This is a genomic window from Peribacillus phoenicis (assembly GCF_047238085.1).
Taxonomy (GTDB): Bacteria; Bacillota; Bacilli; order Bacillales; family DSM-1321; genus Peribacillus.
The window spans coordinates 4,581,865-4,598,317 of the sequence record NZ_JBDFMF010000001.1; the positions used below are offsets into that span (position 1 = coordinate 4,581,865).

A 16,453-nucleotide genomic window follows, 5' to 3' on the forward strand; every position below is an offset into this window, starting at 1 on the left:
CTAATACAAAAAAACGCCAGCGATTCCGCCGGCGTCATGTTTTTTGCATATAGGTCAAGATACTTTAATCGCACCCAATATTTCCTGTTCCAATTGATTCGTTCTCTCTATTTTTGTTGATTCCGTCCATCCAAAATATCCAGCCATATAATCGATCACTGCATGTTTATGCGTTTGGACTAAATCAATATCGAATAACAGTGTCCCCGTCCTGCGGAAGAAGAAATCCACTGGAGTTGCGGCCATTTCATGATCCACTGCGTATTTCAGCTGTACGAACAATTTCTTTGGAAGGCCACCGCTCGCTCCTCCGGCTCCTTCGTTTTTGGCGATATCGAATAACACAGGTGCGTTGGACCCGTACATGGCCAATATCTCTTTGGAGTCCTTTACAGCGAGTCCTGAGTCAACTCCCATTTGAATATGTTGCTTGATATAATCGGAGAAGTTGCTTGATCCCCCGACATCCCCTCCGGAAATCGGCATTCCTTTAGTGCTGCTGGCTGGGTAAGTTTTATTGGATTGCTGGGCAAGCTTCCCAGCCAAAAGGTCGACCGTCGTTTTTGCCATTTTGCGATAACCGGTCAATTTCCCACCCGCAATCGTGATAAGTCCAGAATCGGACTCCCATATTTCATCTTTCCTTGATATCTCAGAAGGATCTTTCCCTTCTTCAAGAATTAACGGCCTTACCCCAGCCCAGCTAGATTCGATATCATCATTCGTAATGTTCACTTCCGGAAACATATAATGTATGGACTTTAATAGATAGGCACGGTCATCGGAAGTAACGGTCGGCACTGCAGGATCACCATCATAAAAAGTATCCGTGGTCCCTACATAAGCTTTACCGGCTCTCGGGATGGCAAAAATCATCCGGCCATCAGGCGTATCAAAATAAAGTGCCTGCTTCAACGGGAAGTTCGATTGGTCGATGACCACGTGAACACCCTTGGATAGCTTCAGCGTCTTCCCTTGTTTCGATTGGTCCTTCTCACGAATGAAATCCACCCACGGACCTGCTGCATTAATGACTTTGTCTGCGTATATTTCATAAGCATCACCTGAAAGCAAATCGGCAACTTGGACTCCGTTCACCTTACCGTTTTCATATAACAATTGTTCTACTTTTGTATAATTTATCGGTGTTGCACCTTTATCGACAGCCGCCTTCATGACTTCAATCGTAAGACGTGCATCGTCTGTCCGATATTCAACATAGTAGCCTCCGCCCTTCAGTCCCTCTTTCTTAACGAGAGGCTCCCGTTTTAGTGTTTCATCCGCCGAAAGCATTTTCCTGCGTTCAGATTTTTTAACCCCCGCAAGGAAATCATATACCCTAAGTCCGATGGAGGTACTGAATTTCCCGAAGGTGCCTCCTTTATGCATCGGTAACAGCATCCATTCCGGCGTGGTCACATGCGGTCCATTCTCATAAACGATTTCTCGCTCTTTACCAACCTCAGCAACCATTTTTATTTCAAATTGCTTCAAATACCGCAATCCGCCATGAACAAGTTTTGTCGAGCGGCTAGAAGTACCTGCAGCAAAATCCTGCATTTCAACCAAAGCCACTTTCATCCCACGGGTCGTTGCATCCAGGGCGATCCCTGCACCGGTAATTCCCCCACCAATGACAACCACATCATATTTCTCTTTTTTCAGAGTTTCGACCGTTTCTTTCCGATATATATTTGAAAACCTCATGACTGACTCCTCCTTTAAGTATTGCATTCTATTGTTTTTTTGTATGAATTTTGCGTTTACTCTTGAATTCACACTGTTTACTCGTGAATTCGCACTATTTACGCGTGAATTCTGCACTTTTACTCGTGAATTCACACTGTTTACTCGTGAATTCGCACTATTTACGCGTGAATTCTGCACTTTTACTCGTGAATTCACACGATTTACTCGTGAGTTCGGTCATTAATATTCAATTGGTTCATTTGTTCGCATAGGTTATATAGATATTAATATCCCTAATCTGCCATTAAAAACAAAAAAAGAGACCATAAATGCACATTATCGAATTAACGATAACGCATTCATGGTCTCTCCTGTTCTCCGGCCGAGTTATTAACTTGATTTCATTATAGCATACTCCAGCTCATTTGAGAAAGAATACATCTTGTTTTTTATTTAAACGCCATAGCGGCATGTACAGCTTTTTTCCAGCCTTCATATAATTTTTCACTTTCTTGCTCTTCCATGGAAGGTTTAAAGGTTTTGTCTACCGCCCATTGCCGGGAGATTTCTTCTTGATCCTTCCAATACCCGACAGCAAGGCCGGCTAAGTACGCAGCACCTAATGCTGTAGTTTCGTTTATGGTCGGCCTCTCCACGGGCACACGTAATAAGTCGCTCTGGAATTGCATCAAGAAGTCATTCTTGACTGCCCCGCCATCCACTCTTAGTGTTTGCAGCTCGATTCCTGAATCCGCCTCCATTGCATCAAGGACATCCTTCGTTTGATACGCAAGTGATTCAAGTGTGGCACGAATGAAATGTTCTTTGGATGTGCCGCGCGTCAAACCAAAAACGGCTCCCCGCACTTCGCTGTCCCAATATGGAGTTCCAAGTCCTACAAAGGCCGGTACCACATATACTCCATCCGTACTTTCCACCCGTTTTGCATAGGCTTCACTGTCCTTGGCATCATGCAGCATCCGCAGGCCATCGCGCAGCCATTGGATGGCGGAGCCAGCTACGAATATACTGCCTTCCAGTGCATATTCGACCTTCCCATTCAAGCCCCAAGCAAGGGTCGTCAATAGTCCGTGTTCGGAGCTGACAGCCTTGGTTCCTGTATTCATGAGCATGAAACAGCCTGTTCCATACGTATTTTTAGCCATTCCTTCATTAAAGCAGGCTTGGCCGAATAATGCTGCCTGCTGATCACCGGCTGCCCCGGCGATCGGAATCGATTGGCCGAAGAAATGATATTCAATCGTACGTGCATATTCCTCAGAGGAAGGCCTCACTTCCGGCAGCATCGACTTTGGTACAGTCAATATCTCAAGCAGTTCTTCATCCCATTTCAGTTCATGGATATTGTACATCAATGTCCTGGATGCATTGGAATAGTCCGTTACATGAGCCTTGCCTCCTGATAGTTTCCAAATCAGCCAAGTATCGATGGTACCGAATAACAGCTTGCCTTCATCTGCCTTTTGCCGTGCCCCTTCCACATTATCGAGGATCCATTTCACTTTCGTTCCGGAAAAATAGGCATCTATCAACAATCCCGTTTTATCCCGGAATAAATCATTAAGTCCCTTTTCCTTCAACTCATCACAGATTCCACTTGTTTGCCTGGACTGCCATACAATCGCATTATAGACAGGGGCACCTGTTTCCTTATCCCAAACGACTGCCGTTTCACGCTGATTGGTGATCCCGATACCGGCAATTTGCTCTGGCTTTACACCGGATTCAGATAGTACACCTGCAATCACCGCCAGGATCGATCCCCAAATCTCATTGGCGTTATGCTCGACCCAGCCTGGTTTAGGGAAATGCTGTGTGAATTCCTTTTGGGAGGAATGGACGATTTCCCCCTTTTCATTAAATAAAATCGCCCTCGAACTTGTTGTTCCTTGATCTAATGATAAAATGTATTTTTCCATTGTGTATGCCCCTCCTTTTAATTAACTAGCGATATTTCTGCTATCCAATTCATGTGACTGTTTTTTACCAAAAGCATAGGCTACTATCAATAGTACCAGGCTTGCACCCATAACAGACCAAAATCCTGCCGTTATTTCCCCCATAAAGAATGCTTTATAACAAACGGCACCAAGTGAACCCCCTACAATCGGTCCAACGACCGGAATCCATGAATAGCCCCAGTTGGAATTGCCTTTACCAGGTATCGGCAGCAAAAAGTGAGCGATGCGCGGCCCCAGGTCGCGGGCCGGGTTAATGGCGTATCCTGTCGTTCCCCCAAGTGACATCCCGATCACGACAATCAATAACCCGACTGCGAATGGGTTTAGACCCTCTGTAAAATCATTGGCCCCTATAAATAATAGACCAAGAATAAGGATGAAAGTTCCAATCATCTCACTTAATAGATTTGAAAATGTGTGCGGGATTGCAGGTGAAGTCGCGAATACACCAAGCTTCGCCCCTGGATCATCCGTAGCTTTCCAGTGTGGCAAATAGTGCAGGAATACTAGAGTTGCGCCGAGAATCGCGCCAATCATCTGGGCAACGATGTAACCGGGCACATCACTCCATGGAAATTCTCCAATAATGGCAAACCCTACTGTGACCGCTGGGTTTAAATGCGCCCCGCTTATGGAACCCACTGCAAAAACACCCATGGTAACAGCCAATCCCCACGCAATCGTGATAACGATCCAGCCGGCATCTTTTGCATAGGAACCCTTTAAGGATGAACCTGCCCCAATACCTGCTCCGAATAAAACTAATATCATCGTGCCTAACACTTCTCCCCAAAATGGAGTCATGATAAAACCCCTCCCCTGATAATTTTTTAAACCTTGCCAACAAATAAAAGGAGATCCACAGCAGAACTATCTTCATAAAAAAATTATGAATAGATCTGTTGTGAATCTCCTAGTCTCCGTCACATATATTAACTTGTACTGTAAAATATACTAGGTTATGAAAACGCTGTCAATAATTTGTGAAAAATTAATCTATTTTTCTGTAATTTTTTTCAATTTTCCCCTATTAGACGATATCCCATAATTCAGTTTTTGAAGTGGTGATTGACGAGGCGCCGGCATCAAGGGCATTCAGGACTTCATCCGAAGTACGTATGAGGCCACCTGCAAATATCGGTGTCTGCAATCGTTCCTTCACTTCTTTTATCATCCATGGCATAGCGCCCGGCAATACTTCGATATAATCCGGCTTGGTTTTCTGCACCAGCTTATAGCTTTTCTCAAGCGCATGTGAGTCTATTAAAAAGATTCGCTGGATGGCAATGACCCCCTTTTGCTTCGCCTTCAATATAACGCTTGATTTAGTCGAAATCAGCCCATATGGATTATATTCCTGACAAATGAATTCTGTCGCGTACTCATCACTTCTTATGCCATGGATCAAATCGACATGATAAATCATTTTCTTATTATGCTGCTTTGCCATCATACTTACATTTTTCAATTGTGAGATATGCAAATCAAGAAACACACCTATTTCATAGGAACTTTCTAGAAATCTTTCAAAATCCTTCATGCTTGCTGAAGCAGGCAAAATCTTCTGATCCATCATTATCCTCCTCATTCCCAGAAAAACTCAAAACTTCAAGTCATTTAGTATATTTTAAAGAGCTTGATTTATCAAACACATTTTTTTCATGAACCATGTCACCTTAACACTATCATACCTGGCACACCCTTTATAGATTGCGGCTAAGGATATATGTAAAATATCCCCTTAAATCATAAAGAAAGTTTCATTTTCAATGCACCTTCGACGAGTTCATACGATTTAATTGTGCCAATGGGAATTTTTCGCACGATGCTCCAAGCATTAACATTCATTTTGATCGCTCTTTTTTCATATTCAAAAAATGGCGGTCTGTTAAATATCCTTTGGTTGATGAAATTCCTGTCAATGGGTTCCATTTCCACTAATTCAAATGAAATCGTTCTTTTTTCCACATGAACCGGTTTCAATGTAATCCGGAAAGCTACGTCTCTCTTAAACATCATTTTTTTCACTTCCATCGTTCCGGAAAGCACAATATGCTTAGGCGTAATCTTGACTTTAATATCCTGACCATATGATTTCATTTTTATGATTCTCTCTATCATGGATTCAGTTACCGTTATCGGTATGCCGCTTTTGAATGGACTCATCCTTGCATTCCCTCCCCACTCAAAGCATATGCCGGATTACCTGATGCCGTTAACATTTAAGCGTGAATCAATAAACGGTATATTCTAAATATTCAACCACCAACTCTTGACCTTTATAAAAACTACCTGTATAGTCATAATTAATTTAATAGACAACTCTTATCCAGAGAGGTGGAGGGACTGGCCCTTTGATGCCTCAGCAACAGACTATTCATGTACTGTGCTAATTCCAGAAGTGTAAAAACTTGAAGATAAGAAGAGTATATAGCTTTGTTGCCAACACCTCTTCTTATTTTTAAGAAGAGGTTTTTTATTTTTAAAAGGAAAGAAGGAATGCAACATGTCAATCACATTAACGAAAGCACCATTCAGGGCCGATCACGTCGGAAGTTTATTAAGACCGGAACGTTTACATATTGCCAGAAAGCAATTTAGGGAGGGTACCCTTTCAGCAGAGCGGCTTCGTGAAATTGAAACCGAAGAAATCAAACGGATTGTCGATAAACAAATTGAAGTTGGTTTAGAGGCCGTTACGGACGGTGAGTTCAGACGAACATGGTGGCACTTTGACTTCCTCGAACATTTAAATGGCATCGAGGGTTATGTAACTGAAAAAGGCCTCACATTCGATGGTGTGGAAACAGAGAGATATAATGTTCGCAATATCGGGAAGGTTTCATTCAACCCTGAACATCCCTTCATTCGTGATTTCATTGAATTGGACAAAATCGTGAACGGACGTGCCGTTGCCAAACAAACCATTCCCAGTCCGAATCAATTATTTGCTGCAGGCATTCATAATGAAGACATCTACCCTGATATTGAAGATTATGCAAATGATATCATCAAGGCGTATCAGCATGCTTTAAAAGCCTTTTATGAAGCAGGTGTGCGTTATCTTCAATTGGATGATGTATATATTGCCAGACTTTCAGCTCCAGATTTCCAGTTCAAAGATGGAAAATATACGAGGGAACAATTAATTGATCTTGCACTTCGCGTCATTAATGGCGCATTGGAAGGAAAACCAGAAGACCTTATCGTCACTACCCATCTATGTCGCGGAAACTACCAGTCGACATGGGCGTTTGAAGGAAGCTATGCCCATATCGCCCCAACTTTATTGGCAAAAGAAAAAGTAGATGGATTCTTCTTGGAATATGATGATCAACGCTCAGGGGATTTCAAACCATTGGAATACATTCCAAATGGCGGGGCACAGGTCGTACTGGGTGTCGTCACTTCAAAAAATGGAGAAATCGAAGACAAGGAAGCAGTTAAGGTACGCATCAAGGAAGCTTCAGACTTCGTTCCTCTCGAACAATTATGCTTAAGCCCGCAATGCGGTTTCGCCTCCACCCATCACGGCAACAAGCTAACCGAAGAACAGCAATGGGAAAAGCTGAAATTCGTCGTTGATGTAGCAAAAGAAGTATGGGAATGATTCATCCTTAAATGTAAAGTAAAAGCTAGGCATTAGGAAGGCCTAGCTTTTCTTCAAAACAACTCAATAAAATGTTTTGCCGTTTTGGAAAGATAACGATCTTGTCTAAAAACCAAGGCTATATTCGATTGAATTGAAGAATCGATAATATCCAGCACTTTCACTCCTTTTATAATATGGGGTGAAACAGCTGATTTCGGAACAATACTCGCCCCAACTCCAGCGGCAACCAGAGAGAGCAGAACATTTACATCATGGCATTCGCATAAAATATTTAGCTGTATTTCCCGCTTTTTAAATTCCTCGATAATTTCCTCGTAAATCCCTGGTCCTTTTTCCCTATGCACTAAAAGCAATGGGATGTTTTCAATATCCTTTAAATGAACCCTATCCTTCGAAGTGAAGCTGTCCCAATCCTCAGGTACAACAAAAACATTGGGCACTTGTCCTAAGTTCAAACTGGAAAGACTCTTCATCTCGACAGGTAAATGAACAATGGCAAGTTCGATATCCTGATTCTCCAAATAATTACTTATTTCATATGGATCTCCTGCGAATATTTTGAAGGAAACGGAAGGATATTTTTTCTTGAAACTATTAATTTTATCAGGTAAATAAGACATATACGCAAGTACAGAACCTACTGAGAGTGTACCTTTAATTCCCTCACCCGTTTCCTTCACTTCGAGCAAGGAGTCCTCGAAATATTGAAGCATATCCTTAGCCTTCTCGTAAAGTACCCTCCCAGCTTCGGTCAACTCCATACTTTTACCGTTCCTTTTTCGTTCAAGTAAAGTAGTCCCTAATTCTTCTTCCATAAGGCGGAGCTGCTGGCTTAATGGCGGCTGTGACATATTCAACTTTTTGGCTGCACGGGAAACCTGGCCTTCTTCTGCAAGAATGAGAAAATATCGTAATTGTCTAATATCCATATTGGCACCTCTGATATATATGTTTATCGTATATAAACTTAATTATATAGATATTTTAAATATGATACAAACAGCAGTAAAATATATTTGTTTACAACATAAAGGGGTGTTCAAAATGGAGAAATTCAAGGATCTAAACAAAAGCTTCATCAATGGGGAATGGATGGAAGGCTTAAGTCAACGCAGATATAATATTTTAAACCCATACAATAATGCCGTGATTTCAAATGTGAGCTTGGCTACATCAAAACAGCTCGAAGAATCATTTGAAATAGCAAAAAATGCTCAAAAAGGTTGGGCAAAAACATCAGCCGAAAAACGTCGTCAGGTCCTGCTTAAAGTTGGTGAATTCCTGCAGGAAAACCGGAATGAAATCGTTGAAATGATTTCCCGTGAAACAGGTGGATCGCTTATTAAAGCAAACGTTGAATTTCAGCTTACTATGGAAATAGTCGAAGAATCTACTAACATGGTGGATGAAATATATCAAATGCATGAGGTTCCGTCAGCTATAGAGCATAAAGTCAATCATATACATCGTCTGCCACTAGGAGTTATCTCTTCAATATCTCCGTTTAACTTTCCGATGAACTTGTCAATGAGAACCATCGCACCAGCCATTGCATTAGGAAATGCAGTCGTTCATAAACCGGACGTTCAAGTTGGATTTACTGGAGGAATCATCATCGCTGCAGCATTTGAATATGCCGGTCTTCCAAAAGGGGTCTTTAATATGATCCTTACTGACCTGGAAGAAATCGGTGATGGCATGCTGACAAACCCGATTCCTAAATTAATCAGCTTCACAGGCTCTACTCCTGTAGGACAGCACATCGGGGCCATTGCAGGGAAAAACCTAAAACGAGTTGCGCTGGAGCTCGGCGGTAATAATCCTTTCATTGTATTATCGGATGCAGATGTGGACCGTGCCGTTGATGCTGCAATCTTCGGGAAGTACATTCACCAAGGACAGATTTGCATGTGCATTAACCGCATAATCGTGCATAAAGACCTTTACGAAGACTTTACTACAAAATTCGTTGAACGTGCAAAAGCTCTTCCATTTGGTGACCAATTAGATCCTAAAACAATCATTGGACCACTTGTGAACGAGCGTCAATTAGAAAAAGTACAACAAATCATCGAGGAAACTAAAGCTGCCGGGGTCAATGTTGCACTTGAGGGAAAACGCATTGGCAATGTGCTGACACCAACTATTTTCCGGGATGTACAGAACTCGGATAAAATCGCACAAACAGAAATGTTTTCTCCTGTCGTGTCCATCATTCGAACAGAAACGGATGAAGAAGCCATTGATATCGCCAATGACACCCTTTATGGTTTAAGTTCGGCTATCTTCACTTCTGATCTGGAAAAGGGCGAACGCTTAGGGTTACAAATCGACAGCGGAATGACACACATCAATGATCAAACCGTTAATGATGGAACGAACATACCATTCGGCGGGAACAAAATGAGTGGTTTAGGCAGATTCGGAAGCCCATGGATTGTCGAAGAATTCACTGTTACGAAATGGATTTCCCTTCAAACACACTATCGCGAATATCCATTTTAACCATTAATTCATCGGGCATCTGATACAACCTTTTGGGATGTATACAGATGCCTTTTTTCAGTAATTGCGTACTAAGGAAAGCAACAAAAAAAGAACGCTCACCAGCACGTCCCCTTTTTACTTGCAACTATCATCATCATCCATTTTCTTCACAAATATATCATCCGTCACCCTATCTTCCAGCTTGTTCCTCAAGGCCAATTCCGCAGCCTTCCCATCACTAGGCGACCCGTCCGAGAAATACATCGGAAACAAGGAGAAAAACAAAACATAAAAAGAAAAATAGATAAATTGATACCAGATTACCGAGCTGTCCAGGATATTCTGATACACTAAGCTATATATGATCAGCATGCTGACTAAATTAAAGATAGACCCGCCTAAATATATCAGCGTATTCGTCAATCGATTATCATGTTTCAATCCCTTGAACTCGCAAGTCCCATTCCAAAAATAATATTTCCTTACTTCTATGTTCCGAAAGGCGAAAATTTTATTGCCACAACCGATCAAGATTTTCTTTTCTGATCCCCCAAAGATCGTAACAAAGAAAATATGCCCGCTCAAATGTATCAGCGTAACGATCGGCATGATCAAAAAAAAGGAAAATAGAAATTTAATGATATCAGAGAGACCAAACATGTTTAAGCAACCCTCCTTACTAGAGCAATTTTCTTAACAGGATGCTACTCTGATACCCTGCCCACACTAGTTATAACTAGTAAATTTTCACAGTAGTAATATGTTGCTTTCCACAAGTGATAAGAGGATAATTAGTTCTCCTTAATCATGGCTGTTTCCAGCATAATCAGACCTTTCATGGATTAATTCGACCTATCTCCTGCTTTATTCGACCTTCCACCGATTAATTCGACCTATCTCCTGCTTATTTCGTCCTTCCATCGATTATTTCATCCCTCCTCCTGCTTTTTCCGTTCCTCAATAAAACAGGCTACCTCCTTCCCAAAAATTCCGGAAAAGTGATAGCCTTTACATCTTTATTTAGCGATTGGGGGTGCGAAGAATTTCTGCGTTGTTTTGTCCTGGCCTCAAGCCTGTATGTTTATATTCAGGGGTGAAAACCGATGTTTTGATTGGGCAGGCGATTTGCTTCTGGACATTTCCTTTTCCGTCAGGTACCTCGACGATCATTCCCCTTTCCTTCAATTGGGGGTGTTCGGCCGCTTCGGTGAAGGTCAGCACTGGTTCTGCACAGGCCTCGAAATCAGCGAATATTTCCTGCCATTCATGAAAATCTCTTTCAAGGAAAGCCAGTCGGATGGCCGTTTTAAATCTAATTCCGCTTTCTTCATCGCTTTTCATGCTGAGGTCATACAATTCGGGTGCACCGATTGCTTCGCATAATGCTTTTCGAAATGGGGGCTCAAGGCTCCCTACCGAAAAATGGCGTCCATCTTTCGTTTCGTAAAAGTCATAAAAGGATCCTCCGTTTAACATCATTTTTTCTGGTTCAAGCTCGAGGCCCCCTTGTAAATTCAAAGGTGCGGATATGGCATTCAAGGCAAAACTGCAGTCGGTCATGCTGATGTCGATGGCTTGGCCGAATCCCGTTCTTTCCCTGTGAATGACTGCCGATAATATACCGATAACAGCATGCAATGAGCCTCCGGCAAGATCTGCTATTTGGGTTCCGTTTTTTGCCGGTCCGCCCTTTTTCGTACCGGAATAGCCTGATAAGCCTGCAATTGAAATATAATTGATATCATGTCCCGGTCGGTCTTTATAGGGACCAGTCTGGCCGAAGCCCGTGATGGAACAGTAAATCAGCTTTGGATTGATCGATTTTAATGCCTCATACCCCAGTCCCAGACGTTCCATGACACCTGGACGGAATTGTTCAATGACGATATCGTATTCCTTCACTAGGTTTTTTACAGATTCGATTGACTCAGATTGTTTTAAATCCATTGTGATCGACTTCTTCGATCTATTAAGATATTGGTTCACACCCCATGAATCCTTTGCTCCCGGCCTCTCTACCTTCAATACATCCGCTCCTAAATCCGCTAGCATCAAAGTGGCATATGGGCCTGGCAGTAACGTTGAAAAGTCCAATACTTTTAAATGAGTCAATAAGGTCATCAGCCGTGCACCTTCCCTTTCCATTGAAAATATTAAAAGCTTTCCCCGTCGTTCTGTACATTCAATTTAGCAGAGATTACGATTATCATATAACACCTCTCATCGAATATGTATAAATTTCCATTTAACAAAAATAAAAAGCTAGGAATCAGCTTCCTAGCTTTTTGATGATGAGCATAACAAGTAAATGCCGGACAATTCAATACTGCATTGTCCGGCTGATTTTACTTTAAGGTTGTTCATTCATATTTTTTGTCAAAGTCAAATTCGACTTCATCAAGTTTAACGAATTTAGTTTTTCTTATCAGTTTATAGCCAAACCATAGACCAAGGAAAAGCGGGATTCCCAGGTATGCTGCTATAACACTGCCCCAATCGATCTGGTCTGAGAAAAAGGCTTGGATATTTTGGGACAGGATGACGATCATGCCAATTAATATGGCAAATATCGGACCTATCGGGAACCATAATGCCTTATATGGCAGCTTCTCCAATGAATGGCCTTGAGCGATGAATGCTTTCCGGAAACGGTAATGGCTGATGGAAATGCCCAGCCAAAAGATGAATCCTGTAATTCCAATGGCATTCATTAACCAAATATACACTTTACCATCACCGAATACGGAGGCTAAAAAGGCAAGCATGCCGATGGAACATGTCAAAATCATGCCTGCAACCGGTACTCCGCGTTTATTAAGTTTTGCAAAAATACGCGGTGCTTGTCCATCTTTTGCCATTGAATATAACATACGCGTAGATGCATATAGACTGGAGTTACCTGCAGATAATACGGCTGTTAAAATGACGGCATTCATAAGCGAAGCAGCAAAGGCCACTCCAGCTTTTTCAAAAATGAGCGTGAATGGACTTACCATGACGTTATCACCTTGTAAACTTGGATTCGTATAAGGGATAAGCAGTCCTATTACGAAGATTGCAAATACGTAAAAGAGCAGGATTCTCCAGAATACACTTTTAATGGCCTTCGGTATATTCCTTGCTGGATCTTCACTCTCACCGGCAGCAACACCGACAATTTCAGTACCTTGAAAAGAAAAGCCAGCCGCTATGAATACAATGAAGACACCCATGAACCCACCCGGGAAAGGAGCCTCATCGACGGTGAAGTTTTTAAAACCTACTGCTTCGCCGCCCATAATGCCGACGATCATTAGCAGCCCGACGATTATAAAAATAACGATGGCCGTGACTTTTATGAAGGAAAACCAGTATTCCCCTTCACCATATCCTTTAACGGATAAATAGTTCAATAGGAAAATGAGCACCAAGAATGATGAACTCCACAACAATGATGGACTATTCGGAAACCAGAATTTCATGATCATTGTCGAGGCTGCCAACTCTGCAGCTATCGTCATCGACCAATTGAACCAATACGTCCATCCCAAGGCAAATCCAAATGCCGGATCGACGAACTTCGACCCATAGGTACTGAAAGAGCCGCTTGTCGGCATGAATGCTGCCAATTCCCCTAAGCTCGTCATCACAAAGTACACCATTGCCCCAACTAAGGCATAAGCAAGTAATGCTCCGCCTGGCCCAGCTGTATGAATGGCTGCCCCGCTGCTGAGGAACAGCCCGGTGCCAATAGCCCCTCCAATGGAAATCATCGTTAAATGGCGGGATTTTAAACCGCGCTTTAATCCTTGTTCTTCTTGCTTTGGAGGATGCAAGATGTCATTTTCTTGTTTTGGTATCATAAATTTTCATCCCTTTCTATATAAGCGCTTTCATATATGGGGAAATCCATTTAATAAATTTTCCTATTTCATAGACTTTCAAATAGACCTAATTTACAATTCGAATTCCTTTTCTGAATATATGCAATTTTCATGCCAGATTTACAAAGCGCAATATTCAACAAATTATCAAAAAAAAATGCCTTCAATAGACAAATTTCTTTGCACTTTACGCCATGTTTTTTTGCACATTATGCCATGTTTTTTTGCACATTTATTCATTTGGTTTAATTTAAATACATTCCAAATATTACTAAAAGAATATATTCAAAGAATATTTCTATTAAAATCCATTTTTCTCCATTTTATTCCTTTAAATGTCATATTTTTTGCTGTTTTCTCCATTTGATAATAATATGAAACGATGTAAAAATGAGGTATTCTCATGAAGGAGTTGAGTGTTATGAAAGGTAAGGTATTTTTAGGAACTGCACTATCCATCGGTCTATTATTTTCTGCTATTCCCCATCAAGAAGCTTTAGCGGCAAAAAATGTGTTAAGTGTTGAAAAGTACAATAAGCATAAGGATTCGCTAGAATTCAAGTCTGGGAAACTTACGGACCCATCCAAGCAAACGGCAGAAAATATCATTCTTACCTTTTTTGATGAAAACAAAAAGTCTTACAAGCTAGAAAAGCAAAAGGCAAAGGACTCCTTCACGATTCAGAAAGAAAGCAAGGATGAACTAGGCAATACCGTCCTTAGATTGCAACAAACCTATAAAGGCGTACCTGTATGGAATTCCACACAAGCAGTATTGATTGACGCTAAAGGTGTATTAAGCGTCGTGTCCGGTACGGTTGAAGCCAATCTAAACACGAAATTAGGCAAAAAGGCTAAAAAAGGCATCAGTGAATCCGAAGCTATCAAAATAGCGGAAGCGGATCTTGGGTTCACCCCTGCTTACGAACAATCACCTGAATCTGACCTATATGTATATGCAAATGAAGGCAAGGCCGATTATGTTTATAAAGTCAATTTGAAATTCCTAAGTCCGGAACCAGGAAATCATAATTATTTCATTTCAGTCAAAACGGGTAAAATCCTGAATAAATATAATACACTAGATGAAGTGACAGGGACCAATTCCGTCGGGACGGGCACCGGTGTGCTAAACAACACCGTGTCGCTGAACACTACCTTATCCAACGGCCAATACTATTTACAGGACAATACACGCGGTAAAGGCATCTACACTTATAATGCCAATAACCGTTCAAGATTGCCTGGTACACTCTTTTCCAACACAACAAATGCATTTACTGCTTCTGCCGATAAAGCTGCGGTGGATGCCCATTATTATGCGGGTAAAACCTATGATTATTACAAATCCACATTTGGCCGGAACTCTTATGATGGAAATGGAACCATCCTGAAATCAACCGTTCATTATGGTTCAAGATACAATAATGCTTTCTGGGATGGCACCCAAATGGTTTACGGTGATGGAGATGGCACGACATTCATCCCATTGTCCGGGGGTCTCGATGTCGTTGCACATGAACTGACGCATGCCGTGACTTCCTCGGAATCGAACCTTACCTATCAAAATGAATCCGGTGCTTTGAATGAAGCGATATCTGATATTTTTGGAACTGTTGTAGAATTTAAGAATCAAAGTGCCAAAGCCGATTATTTGGTCGGAGAAGATATTTACACACCTAGCATTTCCGGTGATGCACTCCGCTCGATGGCTAATCCAACATTGAATGGTGACCCTGACCATTATTCGAACCGTTATACGGGAACGGGTGATAACGGCGGAGTCCACACGAACAGCGGAATCATAAATAAGGCAGCTTATTTAATCTCTGCAGGCGGAACCCACCATGGCGTAAGTGTATCCGGGATCGGCATCGATAAACTAGGAACCATCTTTTACCGGGCAAACACAACTTATTTAACTTCCTCGTCGACTTTTTCACAAGCCAGAGCGGCAATCATACAAGCGGCTTCTGATTTATACGGTTCAAGCAGTGCAGAAGTCACGGCTGTCAAAAATGCCTTTACAGCTGTCGGTGTTAATTAAGAGATTTACCTATATAAAACACCTCCCTAGCCCACCTCTAGCGGAGGTTTTTTTCTTATGCGGGGCTATCCCGATCATTTGAGCAGTTCGCCGCCTTTTTTCGGCCTTCATGTGAAGAATTCCGTCCTTTGGTACGGGGAGAGCCTCAATAAAAACAATCTTGTCGTTTGCTAAAAATGATTAATTCCGTAAAATAGTTGCTTTTCTTCTTATTAACTGTCAAGCTTAGAAGATCTGGACTATATTGAATAGAACAAGTAGGTGACGAACATGATTGAAGTTAAAACTTCCACACTCAGTGATGGTGAGTTCAATAGAGGCGTATTCGCAACACGAGATATTAAAAAAGGTGAGCTTTTACATGAGGCACCTGTCATTGCATATCCAAACGAGGAGCATGTTTTCATAGAGAAGACATTGCTGGCTGATTATGCGTTTGAATATGGTATAAACCATACTGCCATGCTTTTAGGCTATGGCATGCTGTTTAATCATTCTTATACACCCAACGCTACGTATGACATAAACTTCAAGAATCATACGTTTGATTTCTTTGCTTACACCGACATAAAAGCAGGAGAAGAAATCCTGATTAATTATAATGGTGAAGTCGATAATGAAGATCCGCTTTGGTTCAATAAAGAAAATGACGGTGAAGATGAAGCTGAATGATCATTGATCATTCATGATAGCACTTGTACTTTTTAAAACCTGTCCAAGGTTTTTTCGAAAGTACAAGTGCTTTTCCTTTTTCCTTTCACCGGCTTGATGA

13 protein-coding genes and 1 riboswitch are annotated in these 16,453 nt (G+C 41.6%); of the genes, 4 read left to right on the top strand and 9 right to left on the bottom strand.

What is annotated here, in order from left to right; genetic code table 11:
* Positions 1 to 54: 54 nt before the first annotated feature.
* The 5 genes from ABC374_RS22745 to ABC374_RS22765 all read right to left on the bottom strand — a co-directional run bounded on the left by ABC374_RS22745 (position 55) and on the right by ABC374_RS22765 (position 5,837).
* The gene (locus tag ABC374_RS22745) at positions 55 to 1,707 is read right to left on the bottom strand and encodes a glycerol-3-phosphate dehydrogenase/oxidase (RefSeq protein ID WP_413019846.1); all 1,653 of its coding nucleotides are present in this window, start codon (positions 1,705 to 1,707) and stop codon (positions 55 to 57) included.
* Between the two features lie 431 nt (positions 1,708 to 2,138).
* Positions 2,139 to 3,629, bottom strand: coding sequence for a glycerol kinase GlpK (gene glpK, locus ABC374_RS22750; protein WP_350300391.1), 1,491 nt, complete (start codon positions 3,627 to 3,629; stop codon positions 2,139 to 2,141).
* Between the two features lie 21 nt (positions 3,630 to 3,650).
* On the bottom strand, positions 3,651 to 4,475 hold the full coding sequence (locus tag ABC374_RS22755; RefSeq protein WP_127777776.1) for an MIP/aquaporin family protein: 825 nt from the start codon (positions 4,473 to 4,475) through the stop codon (positions 3,651 to 3,653).
* Between the two features lie 226 nt (positions 4,476 to 4,701).
* Positions 4,702 to 5,244, bottom strand: coding sequence for a glycerol-3-phosphate responsive antiterminator (locus ABC374_RS22760; protein ID WP_048683275.1), 543 nt, complete (start codon positions 5,242 to 5,244; stop codon positions 4,702 to 4,704).
* Between the two features lie 173 nt (positions 5,245 to 5,417).
* Positions 5,418 to 5,837, bottom strand: a complete 420-nt coding sequence (locus tag ABC374_RS22765) for a hypothetical protein (RefSeq protein ID WP_413019847.1) — start codon at positions 5,835 to 5,837, stop codon at positions 5,418 to 5,420.
* 156 nt (positions 5,838 to 5,993) lie between these two features.
* Positions 5,994 to 6,095, top strand: a riboswitch (SAM riboswitch).
* 82 nt (positions 6,096 to 6,177) lie between these two features.
* On the opposite strand from ABC374_RS22765, the gene ABC374_RS22770 reads away from it, so the two are divergent.
* Positions 6,178 to 7,281, top strand: a complete 1,104-nt coding sequence (locus ABC374_RS22770; RefSeq protein WP_413019848.1) for a 5-methyltetrahydropteroyltriglutamate--homocysteine S-methyltransferase — start codon at positions 6,178 to 6,180, stop codon at positions 7,279 to 7,281.
* Between the two features lie 53 nt (positions 7,282 to 7,334).
* Here ABC374_RS22770 and ABC374_RS22775 read toward each other — a convergent pair whose 3' ends face one another.
* Entirely contained in the window at positions 7,335 to 8,213 is an 879-nt protein-coding gene (locus ABC374_RS22775) for a LysR family transcriptional regulator (RefSeq protein WP_413019849.1), read from the bottom strand.
* Between the two features lie 115 nt (positions 8,214 to 8,328).
* Here ABC374_RS22775 and ABC374_RS22780 point away from each other — a divergent pair, with 115 nt between their 5' ends.
* Positions 8,329 to 9,789, top strand: coding sequence for an aldehyde dehydrogenase family protein (locus tag ABC374_RS22780; RefSeq protein WP_413019850.1), 1,461 nt, complete (start codon positions 8,329 to 8,331; stop codon positions 9,787 to 9,789).
* A gap of 117 nt (positions 9,790 to 9,906) precedes the next feature.
* On the opposite strand, the gene ABC374_RS22785 is transcribed toward ABC374_RS22780, so the two are convergent.
* The 3 genes from ABC374_RS22785 to ABC374_RS22795 form a co-directional block, all read right to left on the bottom strand.
* The gene (locus tag ABC374_RS22785; RefSeq protein WP_205684549.1) at positions 9,907 to 10,431 is read right to left on the bottom strand and encodes a hypothetical protein; all 525 of its coding nucleotides are present in this window, start codon (positions 10,429 to 10,431) and stop codon (positions 9,907 to 9,909) included.
* Between the two features lie 360 nt (positions 10,432 to 10,791).
* Positions 10,792 to 11,892: a CaiB/BaiF CoA transferase family protein gene (locus ABC374_RS22790; protein WP_413019851.1), complete on the bottom strand. Its 1,101-nt coding sequence runs from the start codon at positions 11,890 to 11,892 to the stop codon at positions 10,792 to 10,794.
* Positions 11,893 to 12,131: 239 nt separating this feature from the next.
* Positions 12,132 to 13,613: an amino acid permease gene (locus tag ABC374_RS22795; protein WP_350300396.1), complete on the bottom strand. Its 1,482-nt coding sequence runs from the start codon at positions 13,611 to 13,613 to the stop codon at positions 12,132 to 12,134.
* Between the two features lie 442 nt (positions 13,614 to 14,055).
* On the opposite strand from ABC374_RS22795, the gene ABC374_RS22800 reads away from it, so the two are divergent.
* Both ABC374_RS22800 and ABC374_RS22805 read left to right on the top strand, forming a co-directional pair.
* Positions 14,056 to 15,681, top strand: coding sequence for a M4 family metallopeptidase (locus ABC374_RS22800; protein WP_413019852.1), 1,626 nt, complete (start codon positions 14,056 to 14,058; stop codon positions 15,679 to 15,681).
* Between the two features lie 270 nt (positions 15,682 to 15,951).
* Positions 15,952 to 16,353 carry an SET domain-containing protein gene (locus ABC374_RS22805; RefSeq protein ID WP_034310428.1) on the top strand — a complete coding sequence of 134 codons (402 nt, stop codon included), beginning with the start codon at positions 15,952 to 15,954 and terminating at the stop codon, positions 16,351 to 16,353.
* The last annotated feature ends 100 nt before the right edge of the window (positions 16,354 to 16,453 follow it).

Bases quoted from the DNA above. Each gene is read 5' to 3' on its own strand.
- ABC374_RS22770 (WP_413019848.1), top strand. From the start codon at position 6,178: ATGTCAATCACATTAACGAAAGCACCATTCAGGGCCGATCACGTCGGA.
- ABC374_RS22760 (WP_048683275.1), bottom strand. From the start codon at position 5,244: ATGGATCAGAAGATTTTGCCTGCTTCAGCAAGCATGAAGGATTTTGAA.
- ABC374_RS22785 (WP_205684549.1), bottom strand. From the start codon at position 10,431: ATGTTTGGTCTCTCTGATATCATTAAATTTCTATTTTCCTTTTTTTTG.
- ABC374_RS22795 (WP_350300396.1), bottom strand. From the start codon at position 13,613: ATGATACCAAAACAAGAAAATGACATCTTGCATCCTCCAAAGCAAGAA.
- ABC374_RS22800 (WP_413019852.1), top strand. From the start codon at position 14,056: ATGAAAGGTAAGGTATTTTTAGGAACTGCACTATCCATCGGTCTATTA.
- ABC374_RS22765 (WP_413019847.1), bottom strand. From the start codon at position 5,837: ATGAGTCCATTCAAAAGCGGCATACCGATAACGGTAACTGAATCCATG.
- ABC374_RS22775 (WP_413019849.1), bottom strand. From the start codon at position 8,213: ATGGATATTAGACAATTACGATATTTTCTCATTCTTGCAGAAGAAGGC.
- ABC374_RS22790 (WP_413019851.1), bottom strand. From the start codon at position 11,892: ATGACCTTATTGACTCATTTAAAAGTATTGGACTTTTCAACGTTACTG.
- ABC374_RS22745 (WP_413019846.1), bottom strand. From the start codon at position 1,707: ATGAGGTTTTCAAATATATATCGGAAAGAAACGGTCGAAACTCTGAAA.
- ABC374_RS22780 (WP_413019850.1), top strand. From the start codon at position 8,329: ATGGAGAAATTCAAGGATCTAAACAAAAGCTTCATCAATGGGGAATGG.
- glpK (WP_350300391.1), bottom strand. From the start codon at position 3,629: ATGGAAAAATACATTTTATCATTAGATCAAGGAACAACAAGTTCGAGG.
- ABC374_RS22805 (WP_034310428.1), top strand. From the start codon at position 15,952: ATGATTGAAGTTAAAACTTCCACACTCAGTGATGGTGAGTTCAATAGA.
- ABC374_RS22755 (WP_127777776.1), bottom strand. From the start codon at position 4,475: ATGACTCCATTTTGGGGAGAAGTGTTAGGCACGATGATATTAGTTTTA.